18 protein-coding genes and 4 pseudogenes are annotated in these 22,820 nt (G+C 59.0%); 8 read left to right on the top strand and 14 right to left on the bottom strand.

Features of this window, described 5'->3' with window-relative positions; genetic code table 11:
• Window positions 1-259 precede the first annotated feature (259 nt).
• Window positions 260-478 (top strand): hypothetical protein, encoded by a 219-nt coding sequence (locus ACVJGD_RS39590; protein WP_456639225.1) that lies wholly within the window; start codon window positions 260-262, stop codon window positions 476-478.
• 16 nt (window positions 479-494) lie between these two features.
• On the opposite strand, the gene ACVJGD_RS39585 is transcribed toward ACVJGD_RS39590, so the two are convergent.
• Entirely contained in the window at window positions 495-2,144 is a 1,650-nt protein-coding gene (locus tag ACVJGD_RS39585) for a DUF3422 family protein (RefSeq protein WP_456640531.1), read from the bottom strand.
• A 784-nt stretch (window positions 2,145-2,928) separates the two neighbouring features.
• Between ACVJGD_RS39585 and ACVJGD_RS39580 the strand changes: the two genes are divergently transcribed.
• The 3 genes from ACVJGD_RS39580 (at window position 2,929) to ACVJGD_RS39570 (ending at window position 4,474) form a co-directional block, all read left to right on the top strand.
• A complete protein-coding gene (locus ACVJGD_RS39580) occupies window positions 2,929-3,228 on the top strand; it encodes a hypothetical protein (protein ID WP_456639224.1) in 300 nt (99 codons plus the stop codon).
• 72 nt (window positions 3,229-3,300) lie between these two features.
• Complete coding sequence (locus tag ACVJGD_RS39575; RefSeq protein ID WP_456639223.1) at window positions 3,301-3,558, top strand: hypothetical protein; 258 nt, start codon at window positions 3,301-3,303, stop codon at window positions 3,556-3,558.
• A 736-nt stretch (window positions 3,559-4,294) separates the two neighbouring features.
• Window positions 4,295-4,474, top strand: coding sequence for a hypothetical protein (locus ACVJGD_RS39570; RefSeq protein WP_456639222.1), 180 nt, complete (start codon window positions 4,295-4,297; stop codon window positions 4,472-4,474).
• Between the two features lie 188 nt (window positions 4,475-4,662).
• Here the strand turns inward: ACVJGD_RS39570 and ACVJGD_RS39565 are convergent, their stop codons facing one another.
• Window positions 4,663-5,277 (bottom strand): DUF938 domain-containing protein, encoded by a 615-nt coding sequence (locus tag ACVJGD_RS39565; protein ID WP_456640530.1) that lies wholly within the window; start codon window positions 5,275-5,277, stop codon window positions 4,663-4,665.
• Window positions 5,278-5,676: 399 nt separating this feature from the next.
• Here ACVJGD_RS39565 and ACVJGD_RS39560 point away from each other — a divergent pair, with 399 nt between their 5' ends.
• Window positions 5,677-7,392: an ATP-binding cassette domain-containing protein gene (locus ACVJGD_RS39560; RefSeq protein ID WP_456639221.1), complete on the top strand. Its 1,716-nt coding sequence runs from the start codon at window positions 5,677-5,679 to the stop codon at window positions 7,390-7,392.
• Window positions 7,393-8,709: 1,317 nt separating this feature from the next.
• On the opposite strand, the gene ACVJGD_RS39555 is transcribed toward ACVJGD_RS39560, so the two are convergent.
• The 3 genes from ACVJGD_RS39555 to ACVJGD_RS39545 form a co-directional block, all read right to left on the bottom strand.
• Entirely contained in the window at window positions 8,710-9,639 is a 930-nt protein-coding gene (locus ACVJGD_RS39555; protein ID WP_456639220.1) for a TauD/TfdA dioxygenase family protein, read from the bottom strand.
• Window positions 9,640-10,417: 778 nt separating this feature from the next.
• Window positions 10,418-10,720 carry a group II intron maturase-specific domain-containing protein gene (locus ACVJGD_RS39550; protein ID WP_456639219.1) on the bottom strand — a complete coding sequence of 101 codons (303 nt, stop codon included), beginning with the start codon at window positions 10,718-10,720 and terminating at the stop codon, window positions 10,418-10,420.
• 293 nt (window positions 10,721-11,013) lie between these two features.
• On the bottom strand, window positions 11,014-11,715 hold the full coding sequence (locus tag ACVJGD_RS39545) for an IS4 family transposase (protein WP_456640529.1): 702 nt from the start codon (window positions 11,713-11,715) through the stop codon (window positions 11,014-11,016).
• 26 nt (window positions 11,716-11,741) lie between these two features.
• Between ACVJGD_RS39545 and ACVJGD_RS39540 the strand changes: the two genes are divergently transcribed.
• On the top strand, window positions 11,742-12,227 hold the full coding sequence (locus tag ACVJGD_RS39540) for a hypothetical protein (RefSeq protein ID WP_456639218.1): 486 nt from the start codon (window positions 11,742-11,744) through the stop codon (window positions 12,225-12,227).
• 202 nt (window positions 12,228-12,429) lie between these two features.
• Here the strand turns inward: ACVJGD_RS39540 and ACVJGD_RS39535 are convergent, their stop codons facing one another.
• Window positions 12,430-13,626, bottom strand: a complete 1,197-nt coding sequence (locus ACVJGD_RS39535; protein ID WP_456639217.1) for a hypothetical protein — start codon at window positions 13,624-13,626, stop codon at window positions 12,430-12,432.
• Window positions 13,627-14,546: 920 nt separating this feature from the next.
• Between ACVJGD_RS39535 and ACVJGD_RS39530 the strand changes: the two are divergent.
• Window positions 14,547-14,886, top strand: a pseudogene (locus ACVJGD_RS39530) (IS110 family transposase); the annotation flags it as partial.
• A 303-nt stretch (window positions 14,887-15,189) separates the two neighbouring features.
• Here the strand turns inward: ACVJGD_RS39530 and ACVJGD_RS39525 are convergent.
• From ACVJGD_RS39525 to ACVJGD_RS39500, 6 genes and pseudogenes are all read right to left on the bottom strand, one after another.
• Window positions 15,190-15,598, bottom strand: a pseudogene (locus ACVJGD_RS39525) (EVE domain-containing protein); the annotation flags it as partial.
• Between the two features lie 122 nt (window positions 15,599-15,720).
• Window positions 15,721-16,815 (bottom strand): alpha/beta hydrolase, encoded by a 1,095-nt coding sequence (locus ACVJGD_RS39520; RefSeq protein ID WP_456639216.1) that lies wholly within the window; start codon window positions 16,813-16,815, stop codon window positions 15,721-15,723.
• Window positions 16,816-16,898: 83 nt separating this feature from the next.
• A complete protein-coding gene (locus tag ACVJGD_RS39515) occupies window positions 16,899-17,171 on the bottom strand; it encodes a hypothetical protein (RefSeq protein WP_456639215.1) in 273 nt (90 codons plus the stop codon).
• Between the two features lie 328 nt (window positions 17,172-17,499).
• On the bottom strand, window positions 17,500-17,709 hold the full coding sequence (locus ACVJGD_RS39510; protein ID WP_456639214.1) for a hypothetical protein: 210 nt from the start codon (window positions 17,707-17,709) through the stop codon (window positions 17,500-17,502).
• Complete coding sequence (locus tag ACVJGD_RS39505; RefSeq protein ID WP_456639213.1) at window positions 17,706-18,155, bottom strand: PIN domain-containing protein; 450 nt, start codon at window positions 18,153-18,155, stop codon at window positions 17,706-17,708. Before ACVJGD_RS39505 ends, ACVJGD_RS39510 begins: the two co-directional genes overlap by 4 nt.
• The gene (locus ACVJGD_RS39500) at window positions 18,152-18,454 is read right to left on the bottom strand and encodes a hypothetical protein (protein WP_456639212.1); all 303 of its coding nucleotides are present in this window, start codon (window positions 18,452-18,454) and stop codon (window positions 18,152-18,154) included. The genes ACVJGD_RS39505 and ACVJGD_RS39500 overlap by 4 nt, the downstream gene beginning before the upstream one ends.
• A 554-nt stretch (window positions 18,455-19,008) precedes the next feature.
• On the opposite strand from ACVJGD_RS39500, the gene ACVJGD_RS39495 reads away from it, so the two are divergent.
• A complete protein-coding gene (locus ACVJGD_RS39495; RefSeq protein ID WP_456639211.1) occupies window positions 19,009-20,694 on the top strand; it encodes a recombinase family protein in 1,686 nt (561 codons plus the stop codon).
• 71 nt (window positions 20,695-20,765) lie between these two features.
• Here ACVJGD_RS39495 and ACVJGD_RS39490 read toward each other — a convergent pair.
• Together ACVJGD_RS39490 and ACVJGD_RS39485 are read right to left on the bottom strand one after the other, a co-directional pair.
• Window positions 20,766-21,272: pseudogene (locus ACVJGD_RS39490) on the bottom strand (IS630 family transposase); the annotation flags it as partial.
• Window positions 21,273-21,565: 293 nt separating this feature from the next.
• Window positions 21,566-22,438: pseudogene (locus ACVJGD_RS39485) on the bottom strand (IS110 family RNA-guided transposase); the annotation flags it as partial.
• Window positions 22,439-22,820 lie beyond the last annotated feature (382 nt).

Here is a 22,820-nt window from a genome sequence, read left to right as displayed (position 1 = left end):
GCAAGTACGCGCAAACGACGGGTTCTTCTCAAAACCATTCGGCATAGTTCGGCAGTCGGCATAAACTGCCATTGGACGAACCCGCCCCGCGCGAGGGTATCCGCGTTGAGCGCGGGGCATCCCCCTTGAAGCCGGCCCGTGTCTCTGGCCCCGGCACCACCCGCACAGCAACGTAATCCACCGCATTTCAGAAGCGCTTGCCCTTGGCAAGATGGTATTGCTGTCCGCGCGCAGCGTCCCGCTTGTCAAGGAGTTCGTTATGACCTCGCTTCGGTTACGCATGGTGGAAGACATGCAGGTCCGCAACCTGTCGCACCACACGCGGGATTCGTATTTGCTGCAGGTTTCGCAATTCGCCCGGCATTTCGCTAAACCGCCGGCTTTAAGTGTTCTCCTTACGATCGAGCCGGGCGACATGGTGTTTTCGCTGGACCATGCGGCTTCTGCCCTGCGCATCGTCGTAGGACGGATGCCCTGACTTCGCTCAAGGAACTTTAGTCGCCAGCCGCGGACGGTGCGTCATCGTGCTTGAGGTGTCGCTTCCGAATATTGTAACTGACAAGCCAGATCACGCCGAGCGCGATCGGCACGAAGGCTGCGGTTAGGAACGAGGGCTTTACATGCAGTCCGACGTCGTGCGCGCCCTTGGCAAGGTAGCTAAACAGGCTGACCACATAATATCCTATCGCCCCGACGGACAATCCCTCGACAGTGCACTGCAGCCGAAGCTGCTGTCTCGTGCGCTCGCTGATAGCGCGCAACAGGTCACGATTCTGTTGCTCGATTTCGACATCGACGCGTGTTCGCAACAGATCGGCGGCACGGGCCAGCTTGACCGACAGGTTCGCCTGACGATCCTCAACGGTTGCGCAGGTTCGCATCGCTGGCGCCATACGGCGCGCCAGAAACGATGACCAGGTCGGATAACCCGCGACATCGTTGCCTTCAATGATGGATAGTCGCGATTGGACCAGCTCGTTATAGGCCCTGCTGGCGCCGAAGCGAAACAGACTGCCGGTCGCGCCCCTTTCGAAGGAGGCGGCCAACGCCGTCAGTTCGGCAAGCAGATGGTTGTTGAACTTCAGCCCCTCGGCGCCTTGCATCTCTTCGAGCGTCTCAATAAGACGGCGATCGATGCGATCGACAGACGGCGCAAGCTCAAGGGCCGTCGACAGACCAAGCAGCGCCACAGGACGGTAGGTCTCGATTTCCAGGAGCCGTTGCACCAGCGCGCCGAGATTGTGCGGCGTCAATCCGAGGTCGCAGACTAGGATTCTGGCGAAGCCGTTTTCGTCCACGCGAAAGTCTGAGGCCACAACGCCCGCGCCGCCCTTTGTGGCAACCATGGCCAGACTGCTCTTGTCAAAAATCTGTTCGGCGCGTTTCGTGGGAGAGGCGACCCGCTCCACCTCCAACTTGATCGCCACCAATAATTGTCCGGCCTGCCGCAACCCGCGGATTAGCGATTGGACGGTATCACCGACTTCGCCGAATTGGCGAGTCGCAGGAGTATTCGCGGTACTCCAGATCCAAGTGAATGTTGCAAATTCCGAATGCTGCTCCCAGCGTAGCCCAACGGGTCCGATCCCAATCTGGTGATGTTTCGCCAATAGCTCAGGCGGCGGAACGTTGTGCTGCCGGCAAAAATCGACAAAGCAGCGGCGATCGCTTGCGGCCGCCTCGCCCTGCGCAAGAAAAGCAAAGTGGATCACGCTAAATGGCGAGACAAGGCGCGAGAAAGGGCGAACATGCACCTCACCGAGCACGGCGTCGCGCTGTGGATGTAGCTGGAATGATCGCAAATCTAGTTCGTCGACCATGTATTGACGCCTCACTTCAGAATGAGCAAGCAATCCCTCAGCCTTGACGAGAGCGGCATGGACGGCAAGCGCGTGTACGCGTGAGTCGGCGATCGAGGTCACCTCGACAATCGATTGCCAGGCCGCCTTCAACTCGTGAAAGCGGCCTTGGGGAAACAGGAACAGGGCTAGCAGATTGAGACGGAATACCCTCATCCAGCTTCCGACTGACGACGTCAGCCGTGTACCGTCCGGCGTCTTGGGTGAGATGCCGGCATTGTTGATCAATGCGCGTAGCGGTGCGCCCGCAAGCCGCCCCGCGACCTCGGCGATGACGCCCGGCACCGTCCGCCGATTGCCTAGATCGACCTTTACATGGTTGTCTGCCACCGAATCCTACGGACATCGCACGCCATCGAAGGGTTGGTGCGCGCAAACATTGATGCACCGGCCCGATTCCGAAAACAGCTTTCGGGTAGCATGATCGATGCCGCGCGAGGCCCTGGTGAGCACGCGCGTCGTTCGTTTTCGTTGCGGGGCGCGGATAGGCGAGCTTCGTCGCCGACACTTGACCGGCAGCCGCATCGTCGATTGGCAGATCGAGACTCAAACGCGACTCCCATCCTATTGTCGCCGCCCACCTTCCCTCGCGCGAAAGCGCGGTGCAGGATTTGGGCCAGTACGAAGCAACGGAACGCTTGCGTTTTAGGCGCAATGTGGCTTTCCAAGAAAGTCGGCGGCGGGTTTCAGACATGAACCGCGTTTGCATTCGGACAGAGGCACACGCGGCGCAGATCACACGTGCTTTCGCAAGCTGCCCCCGCGCTCGGCCAACCCTTATCGTGAGCTCGCATTTCCCGCTTCCAACCGCGCTCGATTCCACGCTGGCGCGCCTATAACGACATGTGGGTTTCCGTCCGGACGTCTGCTCCCGGGTCGCACCGACTACGACAACAACTACGGCCAGCATTACCGCGGCCTCATCCAGCAGCGGCAAACTGCGCTGCGGGCAATTGCGCACTGCCAACGCGCGGGGCACCTATCCGCAGGTGTTCAACGACGACCAGATCGTCGGTTCATTCGGCCTCACCGCCAGGATCATGCTCGACGAGCGTCGGCTCGACACCACATGCTGTCGCTGGAGGTGCAGAGCTCGACCGAGCACAGCGTCACGACCAGCCTCGACCAGATGATCACGAGCTTCTCGTCCAAGTCCGAAATCGCGCTTGATCTCTCACTCCACCAACGCAGCGTCTCGTTCGTGGACTATCTCGCGCCGCTCGGCGCGATCGACTTCTGCGACTCCAATGCGGAATCCGACTTATCGGGTGTGATCACATTGTCCGGCCTGGATATTGCTTCACTTTCCAATGACCGCGGGTTGCGGGCGCAAACGACTCTTCATGCGAATAACCTGAGGCGGCAATGACGATTCCCAACGACGCAGCGCCCCGGGCCATTTCGATTGCGGCGCCGAGCTGCTACAGGTGAATGACTGGCGATGACCCTGCAATTTCACCGCGCCGTCGAGCATCTGGAAGTATGGAGCGCAAGCGGCGATGGATTCTCGTTCGTGATCACCTATGAGAGCCCCACCGGCCCCGGCTTTCACGGGCGTCCCGGCTTTGTGGCGTCATGGCGCGAACTTTACGAGAGCCGTAGCGCAATCAAGGTCGGTGGCTCGCCCTTCAGAACGTTCGCCGAGGCCGAGGAGGCTTGCAACAAGATGCTGAAATATCTGACACCAAGGGAAAACTGATGTGAGGCCCAGATCCAACCACGGTGCGCATCAGGAGCGCGCTGACAATAGTGGCGCCAGGCCTGCACAATTAGCGGCCTTCTACGCGCTCGGCGCGTGCCGCTCCTGCTTGGCTTATGGGCTGGCACCCGGGTTCTGCGCTAGGCTACGCGTGAGGCACCGAAGCTGATTTCCGGTGCGCCCGTAAAGACGACGCAAAACGCAAGATCAGCGCTGGGAAATCATGAGGAAAAGAAAAATAGTCTCGGTAGTTCGGTGCACTTCCTCATTGGACCACCACCTTGGCTCCTACTTAGCGGCTCACTCAAGGGCAGTTCGTCCCAAACGAGAAAATGCTTTATCGAATTCGGATTCAATCGACTTCGTCATCGCTCCGTAACGAAAGGGCAAAATGTTTTGTTATCGACGCGTTCAGCGAAAATGCGTTCCCCCTCTTCTTCTGGACAGCAACATCGTAGCTGGGTTGCTTGTTCAACCACGCAGACGCTATGCGGACGCGCTCCTATCACCTGTCCTGGCATGCCAAGCTGCACCTTTGAATCGAAAGACAGGCAAGCCGTTGAACAAAAAGTAAGGCCGCCTCAGCTTGGCGACCTCCTTCATCGGAAATATTTGCTACTTGATAAACCCACCTTGCTGGCGGCTTAATCCTTGCCGAGTTGGCCCCCCCCGTTGGGGTTGGGTCATTGCGATCCCCGCTTCGCGGAAGGTGGAAGGCAATAGAGGAGGTGTTCGCATGAGTGACGGGCTTTACAAGGCGGACGACGCGGCCAACCTTGAGGAGCTGCTCGGATTGCTGATCAACATCCTAGCGTCCGTAAGGCAGCTTCCGAGCGGCCCAGAACGCGATGCAGCGTATCGGCGGATTAGGGAATTTCAAAAACGTGTAGGCTTGGTCCTGCTGGAGCAGGCATAGATAGAGCGTAGTGGCTCCCACTGCCGTGGTGCACGCGGACATTCCGCCTCAGATTACGACGGAGCCGCGTAAGAAGGGCCACAAAAAGAGAGCGCACCTCGGCTTGGTACTCACTTCCAGACAAGTGCTGCTACACGCGCATCGCGGCCAATTGAAATCCGTCGAAGAAAGGCACTCGAAAGCAGCAATTAACCGTCGATAGGCCGCTCATTGCGGTAATCAAGATTAAAGTATCGACACAGTGGGCAATCGTGGTGAAGCAGCGTGATGGAGCGCGCCGATTCGCCAAGGAGGCGCGCATCAGTGAGACTCTTGCGCCCGGGATGGCCGCACGTGCCGCGAGACTTGGTATCGCTGCAGTCACCTGCCGGGGATGGAGCTGGGGTGAAGAAAATGCGAGGGAGCTTATCGACGTAATGCCGACTGGAGGCGAGAATTCGCAACAGCCTCCTTGGTTCCCGCCACGGTTCAATAAGGTGCTGCGATATGCGACTGAAAAGTACGGGCTGATCGGCTGCTACTGCTGGCGAATGGCCTGCCAGCGTTTCTAGCCGCGATTCGGTTCGACCTGCGAGGCGACAAGCAACGTTATCGTTGCCGGCTTCGGCGAGGTATCTTTTGCTGGACGCTAAGACATCTTGATCGCAGTCGGAGGGCTGAAACCGAACATTGAGAAAACGCGGCGCGAAGTAATTAATATGCAGTCCGGCACCAAGCGCGTCACCCTCCGCGTGAACGATTCCTTGGAACGTTTTCAAGGTCGAACCCTTACTGCGCTTGCCAGCACAGGCGACATAAGTGATGAGCGGATACGGATCGATATTGGGTCTACGTCGGACATTTCAGGTACCTCTTGCTTCTGTGGCAAAGCCCAACGTGTAACCCTCATGAGATGCCACGTCTGCGTGATCAAGCTCGCACTGCGAGGCTGCTGGCTAAGATCTGGATTGCGTTGCCTCCGCCCGAACCCGATGCCTGACTAAACTTGGCGCCCGTCTTGCTTCAAGGGAGCAACACCAAGGTGTTTCGTGCCGCGCCGGCGGAATATTTCCGCCTTAGTGTCGGGCTCCGGACATAGACGTCCTCAACCGGACACCGCTGAACACGAGATATGCTTCCAGTGAAGCTGATGGCCTTGCAAAGACTGGAGCGAGTCTTTGCGATGGTTCGCGCCTGTGCTCTTGCTGAGTGGATGGACTCTTATGAAGTTAGGTAGGTGGTTCCTACCCCCGCAGTGGCAAGTCATCAAGGCGAGCCTGCGATCGTCTCGCCGCCTTGTCGCGGCCTTCGTGCTGGCGACCATTGCGGCGTCAGCCTGTACGGTCGCCGGGCCGCTGCTGTTTTCGCGCGCTGTGGCCACGCTGGCCGGCGGGCCGTCCTGGTACACGTTGAGCCTGTTGCTATTATTTGCTGGCGCGGCAGCGCTTGCCCGATGCTTGCTGGACGTGAAGATCGTTGTCTCGAATCGGCTGGAAAAGGAGGTTCGCAACCTATCAAGCAAGAAGATCATGGCTGGGCTCGTGCGCGCCGAGAGCACGCTGTTTGCTGAGAATAATCCGGGTAAGATTGCCGCAATGGTAGAAAGCTGGCATCAGTCCAACAGGACTTACATCCAGGTCTATCTTATGGTGCTGATGGCCGGAGCCGCCGACGTAGTGCTGTCGTTTTTTGCGGTGGGCGGCACGGTGAACTGGGTTGTGGCACTGTTCGTCCTGGCCTACGGCTCCATGGTCGTGTGGATCACATTAGTCAGCAATAGGGTGACGAGGAAGTACCAGGAGCAGGCGCAGGACTCGAGCAATGAGGGCGCAAACTTTTTGGGGAACGTGATCGCAAACATCGTCTGCATCAAAGCGTTCCGCGGCGAAGCCTGGGTAGCCGATCTGTATGATCGCCAAGCCGCCGCCACGCGTCGAGCCTGGCTCACCTTCTACAGAGTACGGCTGCGCTATGGCCTTTTGCAAGCCGCCTTCCTATTCGTACAGTACGCGTCGATCTTCGGACTCTTGGTGTGGCTTTATGACCGGTCAGGCGAGATCAGCGGGCTTGTCATTGTAAGCATGATCCTAATCCAGCTGAATAGGCCATTCGAGCTTATCGGCATGTCAATGCGTGACATCATGGTTGCCCGTGCCATGGCTAAGCCGCTGCAAGCGCTGCTCGACGCACACCCGCCACCCGTGCGCGCTCTCCCGCCCTGGCTCACGGTACCGATCTGCGCCCCACCCATCGTATCGATCAGCTCCCTTTCGTTTAGCTATGCGCGCGCCGCCGGGCCGGTGCTCTCCGAGGTGTCGGCCGATTTCAAACCTGGCGTCATTAACTTCATCATGGGCCAGTCCGGCGCCGGCAAATCGACGCTCATGCAAATCCTGCTGCAGATGAATCAGGGCTACAGCGGTATGGTGAGCGTTGGCGGCTTGGATCTGGCCACGGTGCATCGGGAGGATTACCTGGCGCATGTGGGCTATGTGCCTCAAGAGCCCATGATGATGAATCTGAGCATCCGCGAGAACGTGCTGCTGGGTCGACCGCTTTCGGACGTCGACGTGTTCCGCGCGCTGCAGACCGTGCGCTTGGCTGACAAGGTGGCTGGCTTGCCGGGAGGCTTGAACTACCGGGTCGGCGAGCGTGGCCAGCTGCTGAGTGGCGGCGAGAGGCAGCGCGTTGCGATCGCCCGTGCGGTCATCGCCAAGCCCCGACTGTTGCTGCTTGATGAAGCCAGCTCCGCGCTCGATGAACAGACCGAGCGCCGGTTGTTCAACGAGCTTCGTCAACTCGCCTGCCAAACGACGATCGTGGCCATTACGCACCGACGGGGCGTGGTCAGTCCGAAAGATTACGTGCTAGATTTGTCATGCTCGGCATCCGCCGACGATCCATCTGTCCTTACATCACTTCGGCAATCCAGCGTCTGACAATCAATGACCTATGGATTTTATTGGAGCTCTGTGTGTGCTGGCGGAGAGGAAGGAACTTGGACTTCGCATCACACGGACAGCCGCAACGAAATCTCAGTGCTCGCGAACGTCCTGTCCGGCGTTGACATCTCCATGTCCACGACGCGCAGCGATGCACGTCGATCTTCATAATGTACCGCACGTGCCAAAGCGGCCCTATGCCCGGTGCGAAGCAAAAATCGCCAAAGTCAAACGCTCTCGCGATCGTTCGGACGGCGTGACTGTTGCTTATTGGCAAAGAGAACGCCGCATCGATAAGTGCCGCAAAGCTCACGCCGTGTGCGGGAAAAGCACATGCAATGCTGTCGCCGTGAACGCGCCGCAAAGTTGATTGCCGGCATCTGGATCTTTCAAAAGCACTCTGCGCTTGCCTTGTTGAGCCGCGCCATAATGCCGAAGCCCGAACGTCCTGCAAGTTTGCGATGATTTGCGTGAAGGCCAGGACGAATAAAGGCCTCCACTGGTAGTATGCTGGCACGTGGCTTGGAGTTTCCGATTGCGAGTGAACGAAGCGACCTGATACCGTTTGCCGGCTAGAGATCGAAATTTTCTGCGACATAGCTGTCGCCGTGGGTCACGAAGGCACGGTCTCAAAGTGGTGTCACTGGGCATGTGTAGCCGGCCAAACGCGCGGCGATACCGGCCGCCTCGATCGCAAGCTTGCCCGCAACCTCGCTCATCGGCGAAAGCAGGTTCGCCATGCGTATCAGATCATAACTTCCTAGGCGATGCCGGTGGACCAAGGCTTTAGGAGCCCTTTGGCCTGGACAGATGGCGCGTCCTCTTTCAACGCGCTTTAACCAGTCGAAAACGGCCCGGTGAGTGACGGCCATATGACGGTGCCGGTAAGTTAGGCATGCCCTCGACACTGCTTTCCTCCTTATCCGTACGGCCGCCCTGGCAGAACGGAAACAACTCGCCCTGGAAGTACTGCATCTCCTTGCAATCCTTCGTTGATCGCTCATTTGCTCTCAGCTCCGGCCCTAGAACAGAACGGATCGGTTTTCCGGGTTTCGGGATGGATGCTGCATAGGTTCGCTCGGACAGCAGGTTCTCTCCCCAATGCAGGTGGCACAGCCGTGCTGGATGCCCGCGAGCCTCCCCTTCCCTACCCAAGCGGGATGGGCTTGGGCGCCTAAAACCTAGACGCGTGGTCGAGATTAGATCTTGCTCTGACCGGCCTGAGGCCTCTTGATCGGCGGATACCATATGCAGCGAACGCGCCGATAAGAGCAGAGTCTACATCGGCCGGATCTCTGTGAATTTGCGAGCGCGCTACGCGACCTTCATGGGCGGCTGCTTGTTGGCCTTAAGGCGCGTTATACTGCACCGGCCGTCGACGCTGACGGGCACCTCACCATCAATGGTGACGCGACGAACGACGCGATGCTGGTCGCCATAATCATTGACCCCATAATGTTGGGTGGCGCGGTTGTCCCAGATCGCGACATCGCCCTCTTTCCAGGTCCAGCGCACGGTGTTTTCGGGTGCGGTGATATGAGACTGGAATAGATCGAACAGCTTTTGGCCGTCATATTTCGGGATGCCAACAAAACGCTGCACCACATCGCCGAGCACCAGCGTGCGCTCGCTTGTCTCGGGGTGGACACGCACCACGGGATGCTCGGTCTCAAAGATCGTTCTGGTGAAGACCTCGTCAAAATGCTTCTTGTCGACTTCGCGGGTACGGGCCATTCCGGTGTAGTCGAAGCCGTTGCTGTGAACGGCCCAGAGCTCGTCGGCTAGCCGTTTCAGCGGCTGCGGCAGGTCAAGATAAGCGGCCGCGGTGTTTGCCCATACCGTGTCGCCGCCGAATGGTGGGATCACAACGCCTCGCAGCACCGAAATCTTGGGATAGGCATCGAGGAAGGTCCCATCGGCATGCCACACATCGGCCCGGCTACCGCCACGGGCGGAGTCAAGTTCGAGTATCGACACCGTTCCCTTGGTGGCACCGAGCGTGGGATGCGGCACAAGCTTTCCCAAACGAGCAGCAAAACGCTCCTGCTCTGCGTCGTCGAGATGCCTCTGATCGCGGAAGAAGATGACCTTGTGCGCGAGCAGCAGGCTATTGATCGCAGCGATTGTCTGGTTCGACAAATCGCCCGAGAGCTTGATATTTCTGATTTCAGCGCCGATGCGCGCTGCGCGTTTGATGACGTCGGCACGCGGAATGACATTATCGATCAAAGCCGTTTCACTCATGGTGATACTCTCCAGTTTTACGGTCTTCGCCAGACAAAGCTATTCAGCCGCCGCACAAATGGGTGAACGCCATATTGCGGAGCGCATAAGGGATTCGTCAAAATCCGCGGCGAAGCGCTCCTTGCGGAACAACGAACCATCAGATGCATGCAGCCGCGGATCGAAGGCGAAATCGCGTCTTTGCTCACCACGGCGCTACACATCGCTTCGGTAAGTGTCCTTGCGATCTCGTCGCGTTCCAGGCACTAGTGCGAAGTGCCTGGGTGCGGGCGGATTGCAGGTGACATCCTGGCTTTCATGGGCCGATCTCGGGTTACGGGCGATCCCCCAGCAAGCAGCGTGCCAGTCCTGAAAACAGGGACTCAAACTGTTCATTTACCAAGAGAAAAGCTTATCCTGCCAACGACAGTGCCGCCGGTTGTTTTAGAATGTCATGCTGTCTCGTCGCGAATGCAACAAGCGCGGGTCCAGATGCCATCAGAGCGCTGGGTCTCGCTGTACGCGCGCAAACACCCACGATCTGCGCACAGACGTCAGGTCTCCCGGCTTCGATAGAACTCGGGTCCACGAGCATTGAGCAACGCGTGAGGCGATGCTCCTGTCCAACCTCCCCGTCTACGCTTCGCAACGGCCGTTACCGGACGCCACGCAAGACTCGGTTCGCGGCTGCTCGCTAGGCTTTGCCGCGGCCGTCATCGCAGACGGCAGACTTCAACGCGCTTGCAAGGCGCAACTCTCGCAGAACGGTGCGTGAACCTCTCGATTCACACCGCTCCCATCAGGTGAACGTGGTCGTTCCGAACAACCGCCAGTGTACGAACAGCTCCGCATTGTCCCGAGCCAACTTTCGCAAGAACAGCGAAGCACCGGTTTTGTGGAGCCGGAAGCGCTTGTACTTTCGCATGATCCACGCCTTCAGCTTCTGATTGACGTAGTCGACCAGAGAGAACAGCGCCGAACGACTGAACCGGCCGTAATAACCTATCCACCTTCGGAGAAGCGGATTGATCTGTTGGGCGATCTCAGCCAGCGTCCCCGGCGTTTGCCGGGGAATGTGCAAGCTTCGGATCGTTGCTCGCATGGCTTTCAGAGCTGTCGGACTGACTGCCGGGGTGTATCCACAGAAGAATTCCTTCCGGTGTGACGTTGCCACCCGCCGCGGCCTGAACTGATATCCGAGAAAGTCAAACGTGACCCTCGGATACGTGCGCCGACGCCTGTTATCCTTGCAATAGACGATCTGCGTCTTTGTCGGATGCATCTGAAGTCCGCACACTTCCAGCCTCGCTTGAAGCTCCGCCCTAATGGCCTCTGCTTCTTGCTCGGTCCGGCAGTGCGCCAGTCCGTCGGCTTACGATTACCCACATTTCTGGGTTAGATTTCAACTCCGATTGCGATGTCGATGAGACGCGATAATCCGCGCCACATGACCAGGTTGCCGGGTGGCCGATCGTTAGCACGGGCGAGGTAACCGCCAAGTCTGGCAATCTTGATCAGATAATGCGAGAGCGTCCTTCGTAACGGGCTCACCGGGTTTTTGTCTTTGACAAGCCGATCAAGCAATTTGATTTCGGCCTTGGTCAGAGCAAATTCTGGCGGTGCCTTTGATGCCGCTCGGTTGAGCATGGTCATCCAAAATAGACGCCAGCTCACAATGCAGAGCAACGCAATCAGGTTTGTCAATCGTTGCGCGGTCCGCAGCTGCAAGTCCTCTGCCTTGCAACCAGACTTAAAGATCTTGTGGAAGACTTCGATTTTCCACCTTAGAGAATACCACTCCAACTTCTCGATTGCATCCTTACGAGAGTGCACTGGAAGATCGGTCAAGAGCTTCCATTCGATCTTCTTTCTGTTCTTCGGAGTTCCCCTTTCGGTCGCATGGATTACCGTCAAAGTCAGACCGGGATAGCGCGCCTTCTTGCCAATCGACGGCAGAATGCGGATTTTGCGATATCTTACTTCAAGAACGGCCTTGTCCGGATTGCCCTTGCTGTCCCGCACCTCGAGCCGATGCAGGCCTTTGACTGCGACTTCATCCATCGCTGCTGCAACAGTATGATCGCCGTCTCCTGCCAAACGATCGACACAGGTTCTTACCAAAAGTGCGTTCCAACTTTCTGCGCCTCGCAAAACAATTCATAGATGTCGGCCTCGCGATCGCCGATATGGATGCATTGCGTGGGATCGTCGAAAAGCTCCGTGGATTGCTTGAGGTTTTCCAGCCATCGAATGCTTTCCTTGGTTTCGATGGGGAGCTATGGCAGATCGGGTTTGGGAATCCTGGTGAGCAATTGTTTTCGTTGCCCGAATTCGATGGCAAAACTAATCTTACAGGTCACCAGACCCGAAATGGCATCTTTCGGGAATATCCCGGGCTGATGGCCATCACCTTTGCACATCCCCGGTGGAACCAGAAGTCCGAGCTGCTCACCTTGTGGAATGTTGGATTCGACCAAACCGTCCTAAAGAACCCTTGCGGCTTGAGCGAGTCGGATATCGATGACCTTCTTTATAAGTTCTCTGACGGTGTGAACGACCCCAGCAATGAACGGGGCTGGCATTTTCGGATAATTCCTCTCCGGCCCTAGCCGCGGAGGCGCGTGGTGCTTGACGTTAGCAGGCTCTCCGTAAACTCGACGAGCTGCTCAAGCGTATCGATGAGTGCGACCTGAAGCGGGAGAACGTTGATGCGCGCTTGGGGCTGCTGGGCAACGGCTGCGAGAATGTGATCCCGTTCGACCACCCGAAGTTTGGATGCCGTTTCCAAATGAAGAGGGGCACAAGCCGGCGCTATGCGCGGCTGAAGCTCACCGGTCCTTGGAGGCCACAGTTCTTAAGGTGAGTGAAGGCCACATCTAGCAATGCGCTCGCCTGCGCGAGGGCCGAGCGCCGCCCTTCGAGCCAGCTCCCATCTGCTGCGAGTTGCGCTTCCTGGACAGCGAGAATCCGGGCAACCTGCGTAGGTTGCGGGCCACCTAGGCCACGGCTGGCGCGAACCATATTCTCGGGCGTCAGCACTTCCCGGAAACGGGCCTCGGAAAGCGGAAAGGCGGCCTCTTGACCAAGCAAGTCTTTAGTCAATTGCGCGAAAATCCGATTCGCAACCTCATAGGGCAATTCGACTGCGCGTAGGCCGTGGCCTCGTCCGAAATTCACGAGTTCGGACGCGAAATGGTGGCCAATTCGGAACGGGATATTGGCCTCTCGCTGCAGCACGTCGGCCAACTCTGTCGTAGTTGCGTAGTCGCCGTTTACCTCCTCAAGCGCTCGGGCCCCATCGAATCGCAAAGTCCGAACGAGGCGCGTCATGATCACCTGTAGCTGCGTTGCCTCTTGCAACGCGTTGTTCGCAGCATCGCCGCGATACTCGATGACACCGGGTCCAATATTATGCGCAAGCATTACGACATTATGAGCTAAGCCCAGAGTCCGGCTCGCTTGTTCACGCGCGAGCAGCATCGGTAATGGATTCCGCTTTTGCGGCATAATGCTGCTCGGCGTCGTTTCACTTGCCGCCAGCAGGAACCATGGACGGATTTGTCGGTATTGGTCCAGGAGATCCGCCAGCAACGCGCTATTGACAATTGCGGAGGCCGTCACCAGACTTGCGACCTCTGCATCGAGATCAAATGGCGAGACGTGGTTTGCATCGAACGAGTTTTCGATAGGACCTTGGCGACTACGGCCAGAGTGCAGCCGCGTAACGTCGGGTCCTCCGGCTGCTATCAGCAGGGGCTCGACGCGCAGGTAATCATCAGAACGAGCCGCCCCCGGTCGCTCGCCATCCCGAATCACTTTAGCAACAGCTTCGGCAATGGTGCCGCCGAGGTCGCGGTCGACAATCTTGGTGTCGACAACCATGACCGCCGAAGCCTTGTTCATCTCGCCAATCCAGTAGAAGCCGTCGTGGGCTGGTTGCGCGTCGGCTGCGGAGACGCAAAGAACGACCGCGGCCGCGACGGCCGGCCCGATTTGGCGCTTAGTCATGCATTCTTCTCCAAGCTCTCTGTTGTCACGGGTTTCTTGCGAGAGCGTTTGACAAACGCATCATTGTAGTCCCTTTCGAGTATTGCAAGACGCGCGTCGGAAGCAGGCAGCGCTATGCATTCACGCTGCGCGGGGTCAGCGAGTTGAGAGAGCTGATTGAGACCATTGTCAGCCTGGGAACTTTTTGGAACATCGTAGCGGTCAGAAGCCCTGATCCGCATTGCAATGTCAGCGCGTCAACAACAGGTCGTGTGACACGACGTTCGCGATGCGCAGGCTTTCATTACGCCCAAGAAGTCGGCGCACGTCATCAGAATTCCTCCGCGCAAGCACCATCGATTGACAATCAATAGTCTCAGAGAATTGCGGGCGGGCGAGTCCAAGCCAAACTCTTTTTCATTGAGTCTGGAAAAGCGATATTCTCTTCTTTCTGGTCGAAATGCATCGCCGGTCATCGCTGGATGTGGGGAACGCCGGAACCGCGAGCTCTCGACGTTCGCAGCACCATGGAGACGACGGCTCACTTCACCATCGCGCCGTAGACGATGTCCTGCACGTTCTCGCGATAATATTTGCGCAGCTCCCGGGGAACTGCGGTTCCCACCACCACAACGAGGCGTTCCTTCGAGGCGCAGAACAACCGCGTGCGCAGCTCCTTGTGTGATCACTAAGTTGTCCGGCACTGACGCCAGACCCTCGCTGGTACGCACGACCATCTGGCCAAGGCCGTAGCCGCTGCGATGCGGTGCGACTTGCGACGTTGCCCGCGGCCGGCTAGGCACAGAATTCGAGCTGCGGCCAAATTGATCGTAAGACCGTATGTCCTTTCTGGATACCGGCGGTGAGGTGGTTCGCCCTACACTGGCGGTATTGAACGAGGGTTGCTCAAGGAGCCCATCCTCACGCCAGGAGGACGAACCATGAAAGATTATAACGACCTTTTCGTAGGTTTGGACGTCGCCAAACACAAACATGCTGTGGCCGGTTGCCGAGAGCGGGCGCAACGGCGAGGTCCGCTATCTGGGTGAAATATCCTCTGACAACGCGTCGGTGCGACGGCTCGTCAGCAAGCTCGCGCGGCCAGGCTTACGCTTGAGATTTTGCTACGAGGCTGGGCCGACGGGATATGGGCTGAAGCGAGAGATCGAAGCCCTTGGCCATGAATGTGCTGTCATTGCCCCGTCCCTGATCCCACACAAGCCTGGCGATCGGATCAAAACAAACCGCCGGGATGCCGAGAAGCTCGCCCGGCTGGTCCGCGGCCGTGTTGAGCCGGCTAGCTCTTTGAGCGGAGCCGTCGATCGCTGTACTGCCGCTCGGATCGCGTGCGTGGTCGTGGCGCTGCCATGGAGTATCTGGCCCATAGGTCCTCCCGGAATGAAGGATCAGTTTGGCTGATTCCCCCACTCCGGGACCAGACGCAATTGCGCACGGGGCCGGGACCCATTACCCTAATTGTTGATTGTTGGAACGAGTTGTGGCCACAGCGCGCTCTAACAATGCTCGCCTGTGGTTACGGGTCCCTGCTTTCGCAGGAACGACAGTAGAGTTCGTGAGCCGCTGCAGCCCGCCCGTCTTGCAGACGTATTCCATTCCTCAGGGGTCACCGGCTGCACCGAAAGCCACGAATACTTCACCAGCGCCATGTCGGCGAGCTTCTTGTCCGTCTTGATCGCGGCCATCGTCACCGGCGTCTTCAGCGGCTTGTCGGCCTTGATGTCGACGCAGACGAACTTGCCGGTCTTGTCGGTCGGGTCGGATAGGCTTTCTTGATGATCTCGGCGATGCCGACGATCTCCTTGCCCTCGTTGGAATGATAGAAGAACGCCTTGTCGCCCTTCTTCATGTTGACGAGATTCTGCCGGGCCGTGAAGTTGCGCACGTCGGTCCAGGCTTCGCCCTTCGCGCCCTTGGCGACCTGATGGTCCCATGACCAGACCGACGGTTCGGATTTCACCAGCAAGTAATTCATCGCAACTCACCCGTTCCTGAACGCCGATTGCGCGGCAATCTACAGGTACACGGATGCCCGCGACAAGCGCGGGCATCTGATCAGAGCATTTTAGAGCGAAGTGGGTGCAGAATCCCTCACGGTCACTGCTTCAGATATCGGTCGAAGAATTTGGCGATGTCGGTGAATGCCTCTTTCGTCTCGGGCGCGTCGACGTTGAACTGGTACTGGGCGTGCGACTGCGCCTCATAGACATTGAGATCGGCAATCACGCCGGCGCGCCGCAATTTGCGGTGGGTGCGAACCGTATTGCTGAGGAACAGGTCGCGCGTACCTGACGTCAGGATGGTCGGCGGAAAGCCCTTGAAGTCACCGTAGATCGGCGAAATGTAGGGGTTCTTCAGGCTGGTCCCGTTGGCATAGAGCTTTGCCGCGCGGCCGAGCCATCCGTCCCAGGTCACCAGCACATTGTCGACCCACTCATTGCTCGCATAGCTGTCGCCGATCTTGTCGATATCGGACCACGGCGTGCCCGGCGCGATGGCGGCGGGCAGCGGCAGCCTCTCATCCTTCGCGCGCAACACCATCGCGAGCGCCATCGCGCCGCCGGTCGAGGTGCCGAAGATCGCCAGCCGATGGCGCTCATGCGACTTCAGAACCTCCTTCCACACCGCCATCGCGTCATCCAGCGCGGCCGGATAGGGGAAGTCCGGCGGCATCCGGTAGTCGACCGAGATCACCTTGAAGCCGCCAAAGCCCGCCATCATGATGGCCTCCGGCAACGCCGCTTCGCCGGCGCCGAACACGTAACCGCCGCCGTGCACGTGGATCAGCAGGCGTCGCCTGTTCTCGAGCGCGATCGTGTTCGGCGTGACGACGAAACAGTGCACGCCGGCAATACTGGTCTCCTCGACCTTGACGCCGAGCTTCGCCTTCATGGCCGGAACACCCGTGATCAAGAACAGATCCTTCCATTCCGCTGGGGTCTTCGGGTCGGCGTTGAAATACGGCGGATAGGGCGCGCCGATGATCGCCTGCATTTCGGGAGAGACGTCACTCGTGGGATTGCCGATCGATTTGAGCGGCGCGACCCGCTTGCCGTTCTCGGCGTTCGCCGCCGCCGCGCTCCTGGCAAGCTCGTCGTATGAGGCTGCAGTTTGGGCATGGACCGTGGCGGACGAGGCGGCGAGCCCGAGTGCAAGGCTGAGCGAAACGATGGCGCGTTGCGGTTGACGCATGTGTTTTTCTCTTAAGACCCACTTTTTCGATTATTCGACCGGAATCCGATGGCTCGCCGCCACGCTAAATTAGCACAGCACCTTCAGGCCGTGAAGGGCAGCTCGCGAGACGCGTTCGAGAATCTTCTCTGACCTGAACGATCGCGCGAGGAGGCGTCGATCGTTTTGAAATCTGGAATGGTCTCTGCCGAAATCGGGCGATTGTGCCGGTGCGTTTTTTCTGTGAACGGTCGTTGCTCGTTCGATGAGATCACATGCTCCTCAATCGCCGCACGTTCACGGCCATGGCGCCGCAGCTTCGGTCGCGACAGTGGCAGCGCGGCCCTACCAGGCGCACGCCACAGGGCGTTCGTCATTCACGGCGATCGCCTTCGACGGTTTTCCGATCATCGATCCACGTCCGGTGTTCGCGCGCGTTGAGGGGATGTTTCCGGGCAAGGCGTCGAGTTGAGTGCCTCCTGGCGCTCGCGGCAGTTTGAGTATGGTCGGCTCAGGACGCTTGGCCGACGCTACGCCGATTTCTGGCGCGTCACCGAGGATGCGCTGGTCTTCGCAGCCCGAGCGATGAAGATCGAGCTGCTAGCGGAGCAGCGCGACCGTCTGATGCAGACCTATCTGGAACTGAAGGCGGGGCCTGACGACGCCGCGGCAGCTGCGCGATGCGGGTCTCCGCCTTCGCTTGGGTCAGACGCATTGAATGACAGTGCACTCGTCCGGTTGGTCGTCGAACGGACGTGTGCCGATGATGTCACGCCCTTGGTCGCTTCCCGTCTGGCCGAACCAAGCGAGATCAGTCCAGCCGTCGCAAAGATGGTAGGCGAACACGAGGCGTTCGAACTCGGTGCCGCTGAAATCCTCGAAGTGAATCGACCGGACCGTCCGAGCTATCGTCACCTGCCTACCTCCCGGCTCCCAGAGCTACGGAGCGGATTGATGATCTGAATGTCCTCGAAGTCCTTTTCGTTATCGGTCACGACGACGCACTCGTTGGCTTCGGCTACTGCGGCAATGATTGTGTCTAGCGCGCTTCGCGAACGGCCTTTAGCTTTGCCGTTGGCCATCAGCCGCGCCCACGCGAGGCTAGCTTTTTCGTCGAACGATAGGACGCGGCCAGCGAACAGCGCTTGCGGACCTTCGGGGCCCGCGAACCAAGTTTCAAGGCTGTTGCGCTTCTTGCCCTTTGGCTTCTCTAGGATGCCTCGGCGGATTTCGGCGACGGTAAGCGAAGCAATGAAGAGGTCGTCGTCCTTCTGAGCCCCCATCCAAGCCAGCAGCGAATCCGACGGCTCCGGCTTTATGATGTGGCTGATGATATTGGTATCAAGGAGGTAGCGCGTCACAGATCGACCTTACGCCCCTCTTCTCGCGGGCGGCTGAGGCCAAGATCCGCGCCGACCATAGGTGAGCGACGCAGCGCGGCGAGAATACCCCCCGCTTTTGGAGGCTCACCCGCCACTGCCTGCCGTATGGTCCGGCGAAGCTGTCCGGCATCCGGACCGTCCTCCGTTAATTTCCGGGCAAGGGATCGAAGCAGATCACGGTCGACGTCGAGCGCCTGGATCTCGAACCGCGCGATGCCACGCTTAGTCAGGCGAGTCCGATAATTCTCGAGGGCTCTCTTCTGCGCACTGTTGCTCATCGCGTGCCTCCGTGCTATATCCAGATATATAACCGCATTTTCTTTGGAGCGCAAGGCTGGTGGAACTGTTATCGGTCTCGCCAAATGAAGATGGCCTCTCGAAGGTATGGGTGCCGCCGGGGGATGCCACCATGACCAGACGCCCCTCTTCCAAGGGGGGCGCTCACAAAAATATTATGGCTACGACGACGGTCGACCCGTGCCCCCCATGCGCTGTCACCCGCCACCATCCGCTCCGATGCGCCACAGGCCATTGACTTGCAATACATTTTCATCTTGCCGATGCACCGTTACTGGGCATCATTGTCGCGCAGCGGGGTATTCCGTGCTAGGACAAGGACGCGATCGTGGCGCGACCGCGACGTACAACAGCCGAACAGCTTCTTGTGGTCGCCGACGCGACCCGCGAACCGGTTGCGCTTGCGTCATCAAAGCGCGATCCACGCCTCCTCAACCTGGTCCGACTGCTGGCGCGACAGGCCGCACGGGACTTCGTTCGAGCCGAAACTGATAGCCGGACGCGAGAAGACCTTCCGGAGTAAGGAGGCCGCCTCGTGAAGGTCGCGCTCTACGCCCGCTACTCATCTGACAATCAGCGAGATGCTTCAATCGAGGATCAGTTACGGCTGTGCCGCCTGCACGCCGAGAAGCAAGGCTGGACGGTCGTCGACAGCTATACCGATCGCGCAATCTCTGGCGCGTCGCTGTTGCGTCCCGGCATTCAGGAACTGATCAGCGATGCGATGCGCGGCAAATTCGTCGTCGTGCTCGCAGAAGCGATGGATCGCCTGAGCCGCGATCAGGAGGATATCGCCGGACTGTTCAAGCGTATGGCCTTCAGCGGAGTGCGTATCGTTACGCTGTCGGAGGGTGACGTGACGCATCTGCACGTCGGTCTCAAGGGCACGATGAACGCCCTCTTCCTGAAGGATCTCGCCGACAAGACGCGCCGCGAGCTGCGCGGCCGCGGCGCGGATGGCAAGTCCGGTGGCGGGCTCTGCTTTGGGTATGACGTGGTGAAGCAGTTCGCGGCAAATGGCGAGCCGATCCGGGGCGATCGGACGATCAACGAGGCGGAAGCTGCCGTCGTACGCCGTATGCTTGCAGACTACATTGCCGGCAAGTCGTCCCGCGCGATTGCATTTGAGCTGAACAAGGAAGGCGTGCCTGGACCACAGGACGCCAAATGGGGGCCGTCAACGATCCATGGCAACCCGAAGCGCGGCGTCGGCATCCTCAACAACGAACTTTATGTCGGGCGCCTCGTCTGGAACCGGCTCCGCTATCTGAAAGACCCGGATACGGGAAAGCGGGTGTCGCGTCTCAATCCTGAATCCGAGTGGGTGATTCAGGAGGTTCCGGCGATGCGCATCATCGACCAGGAAGTTTGGAATGCGGTGAAGGCACGCCAAAAATCACTCGCCTATGAGGCGTCTGAGCCCGGTGACAACCCGTTGAATGAGCGGCGGCGCCCGAAGCACCTGTTTGCCGGCCTCGTGAAGTGTGGCTGCTGTGGTGGCGGCTATACGATGATCTCGAAAGATCTGCTTGGCTGCGCGACCTCGCGGAATGAGGGCACCTGCGAAAACCGCCTGAACATAAGGCGAGACGCCCTTGAAGCCTCCGTGCTTAGCGGCTTCCGGACACACTTGATGGAGCCCGAGCTGTTCAAGGAGTTCTGCGACGAATTTACTCGCGAGGTGAACCGGCTACGGATTGAGCGCAGCGCAGACATCATCAGTCAGCGCAAAGAGTTGGAACGCGTTCAACGGGACTTGGATCGAGCGATCCAAGCCATCCTGGATGGTGTGCCCGGCGCTCAGCTCAAGGAAAAGATTGGTGGTCTTGAAGCCCGCAAGGCCGAACTGACCGAGTTGCCGGCGAACGCTGAGGAACCACCGCCCCTTCTGCATCCGAACATGGCGGAGATATACCCCCAGCGGGTCGCCGCGCTTTATGAGAGCCTACTGAGCGTGGACGGCACGGCCGAGGCGGCTGAGCTGTTCCGGACGCTGGTCGATCAGGTGACGCTTGTGCCAGGCCGAACTTGCGATCGTGCTGCGCGGCGACCTGGCTGCGATCCTTCGGTTCGCCGCGAACAAGAAAAACCCCGACTTCCTTGCGGAAGCCGGGGTTTTGGGTGCCTTGCTTTCGCAAGAATCGTTGGTTGCGGGGACACGCAACACCCGATTCTTGCGATTGATGGAAGCGGCAATCCCTCGATTGGCCGCTTAGATTGACGGTTGCCCCCCGAAGGCTGATGTCAACGGGTTTTTGGTTTGTAGGTGAGTGAAGGAAGTAGTACCAATCCTCAAATTGATCGACCGATGTAGGCCCAATCGCGGAGCGCGATTGACATGATCTTCCAGGGCTGATCGATGAGAGCGTTCCAGGCGTAACAGCAGTGATCGACGATGTTGTCATAGGATTTGAAGACGCGGTTTGACAGCCAATTTTGGCGCATGAACTGCCAGATATTCTCCTGGCTGTTCAGCTCTGGCGAACGCGGCAGCAACGGCATCAGCGAGATGTTGTGCGGGATCTTCAGCTCCTTCGCTCCGTGCCACCCGGCCTGATCGAGGATGACGATGGCGTGGGCGCCAGGGCTGACCTTGCTTGCGATCTCGTTGAGATGAAGCTGCATGGCCTCGCTGTTGCAGAAGGGCAGAACCAGGGCCGCGCCGGTTCCGAGCTCCGGGCACACCGCACCGAACAGGTAGGTCGATTGCGTGCGTTGGTCGTGAGCGGCCCGCGGTCGCGATCCCTTTCTAGCCCAGCGATAGGTGAGCTTGTTCTTCTGCCCCACCCGCATCTCATCCTTACATGAGGGTTCGGCTGTCAACGCCTTCTGCGATGGCGCCTCCTATCTTTTCGTGGTGTTTTATGGCACGTCCGGGTTCGGGGCTGTCTGCATCGCAGCACGTGCTGCGTCACCTTACATGCGGTTGGGCCGGCTTTGCGACCCACACCATAATGCCTCTTGCACGAGGCTTTGCCCCGACGAGACGCGACCCACCTGAAACGCGGCAGCCTGTGGCCACCAAGGAGGAAGACGGTCGCGCTCCCCGTATTGCCGCCGGCGACATTCCGCTTGCAGCAATCCTTGTCAGCTTATGCCTTGGCCACGCTGTCCGTCCTGAGCGCGATGCCATCCGGCACCACGCCAGTCTCCACGTAGCGCCACAACGCGATCAACAACTTTCTCGCCATCGCTACAATCGCAATCCGTCGCGTGCGTCCCTGCAGCGTGCCGACGCGCTCACGGAACCAACTGGCCAGCCCGCTGTCGGGCTGATAACGCAGCCAGAGCCAGGCGAGCTGGATCATCGTGGTGCGTGCTCGCGGATTACCCGCTCGGCTGATGCTTCGGTCGCGATCCATGCCGCCGCTTTGATAGGGCATGGGTGTGATGCCGACATAGCTGGCAAGCTGGCGGCGATTGTCGAAGGAGCGGTAGAACACCTCCCGCACCAGCACCGCGGCAAAGTTTTCCCCAATCCCGCGGATGCGTTGCAGGGCGGTGATCTTGCCAACCGTCTTGTCAGCCACTTCTGCTTCTTCCAAGGTTCGAGCGCGATTGTCTTCGAGTTCGCGGATCAGTTCTAGGACAAAGACAAGTCGCCGACGCAGGCGATCAAGTTCGGCCCGCAACAATGGCGGCAGGGCACGGCCGTCCCCGGTTCGCAGCGCGGCCACGTCGCGCTCCCAGGAGCGCAAAGACGGCCGTCCCCGGATGCCCTGTGTAAATAGCAGCGCCTCAATCCTGTTCTCGATGCGCTGTTTGTCGTGAACAAGCTGTTCGCGCTCGCGGTGCGGGCGCTTGGCGTCCTCCTCCTCGGGCGTCGGCACGCGCACCATGCTACACACCTGCCGGTCGCCAGCCAGCCAGGTGGCGAGCACGCGAAGCATGCCTTCTGCGTCGAGCCGGTCCGTTTTGGCCCGCCGTGCACGTCTGTTCACAAGGATGCTTGTCGGCTCGAGGATATCCTGCATCTGAATTGCACGACCTCCAACCGGCAGGCAATGGGACGTCCATCTCCTACCTTACGGCGGTGGCCTTGTGAATGCGCTTCGGGAGTTCGATGCCGCCGGGAAGATCACGCTCCTACGTTGCTGGCAAATAGCTCGCTAAGCGTCGTACAGCGGCTTTTCCTTCGATCGATGCATCATCTGCTCTCGCAGCTCGGCAGCCACCTCATGGTTATGAGCGATGAGCCCATGTTTGCGCAGCCACGTCACCGCTTGCGCGGTGGAGTCGACCAAATCCTTGTACTTGGACTTGGGGAACGTCTCTGCCTGCGAGATAACCTTCTCCGCCGATTCCGTGTCCGCGCGAAGATCAGCCCGGCAGCGAATGACGGTTCAG

The sequence above is a fragment of the Bradyrhizobium sp. USDA 10063 genome, assembly GCF_054063735.1.
The sequence above is the reverse complement of the archived record's forward strand: the minus strand, read 5'-3'. Positions and strand labels throughout refer to the sequence as shown.

What these genes read in the sequence shown, in the direction of transcription:
- ACVJGD_RS39535 (WP_456639217.1), bottom strand. Translation starts at nt 13,626, where the DNA reads ATGACTAAGCGCCAAATCGGGCCGGCCGTCGCGGCCGCGGTCGTTCTT.
- ACVJGD_RS39555 (WP_456639220.1), bottom strand. Translation starts at nt 9,639, where the DNA reads ATGAGTGAAACGGCTTTGATCGATAATGTCATTCCGCGTGCCGACGTC.
- ACVJGD_RS39520 (WP_456639216.1), bottom strand. Translation starts at nt 16,815, where the DNA reads ATGCGTCAACCGCAACGCGCCATCGTTTCGCTCAGCCTTGCACTCGGG.
- ACVJGD_RS39590 (WP_456639225.1), top strand. Translation starts at nt 260, where the DNA reads ATGACCTCGCTTCGGTTACGCATGGTGGAAGACATGCAGGTCCGCAAC.
- ACVJGD_RS39570 (WP_456639222.1), top strand. Translation starts at nt 4,295, where the DNA reads ATGAGTGACGGGCTTTACAAGGCGGACGACGCGGCCAACCTTGAGGAG.
- ACVJGD_RS39515 (WP_456639215.1), bottom strand. Translation starts at nt 17,171, where the DNA reads ATGACGAACGCCCTGTGGCGTGCGCCTGGTAGGGCCGCGCTGCCACTG.
- ACVJGD_RS39550 (WP_456639219.1), bottom strand. Translation starts at nt 10,720, where the DNA reads ATGCGAGCAACGATCCGAAGCTTGCACATTCCCCGGCAAACGCCGGGG.
- ACVJGD_RS39575 (WP_456639223.1), top strand. Translation starts at nt 3,301, where the DNA reads ATGACCCTGCAATTTCACCGCGCCGTCGAGCATCTGGAAGTATGGAGC.
- ACVJGD_RS39500 (WP_456639212.1), bottom strand. Translation starts at nt 18,454, where the DNA reads ATGAGCAACAGTGCGCAGAAGAGAGCCCTCGAGAATTATCGGACTCGC.
- ACVJGD_RS39580 (WP_456639224.1), top strand. Translation starts at nt 2,929, where the DNA reads ATGCTGTCGCTGGAGGTGCAGAGCTCGACCGAGCACAGCGTCACGACC.
- ACVJGD_RS39560 (WP_456639221.1), top strand. Translation starts at nt 5,677, where the DNA reads ATGAAGTTAGGTAGGTGGTTCCTACCCCCGCAGTGGCAAGTCATCAAG.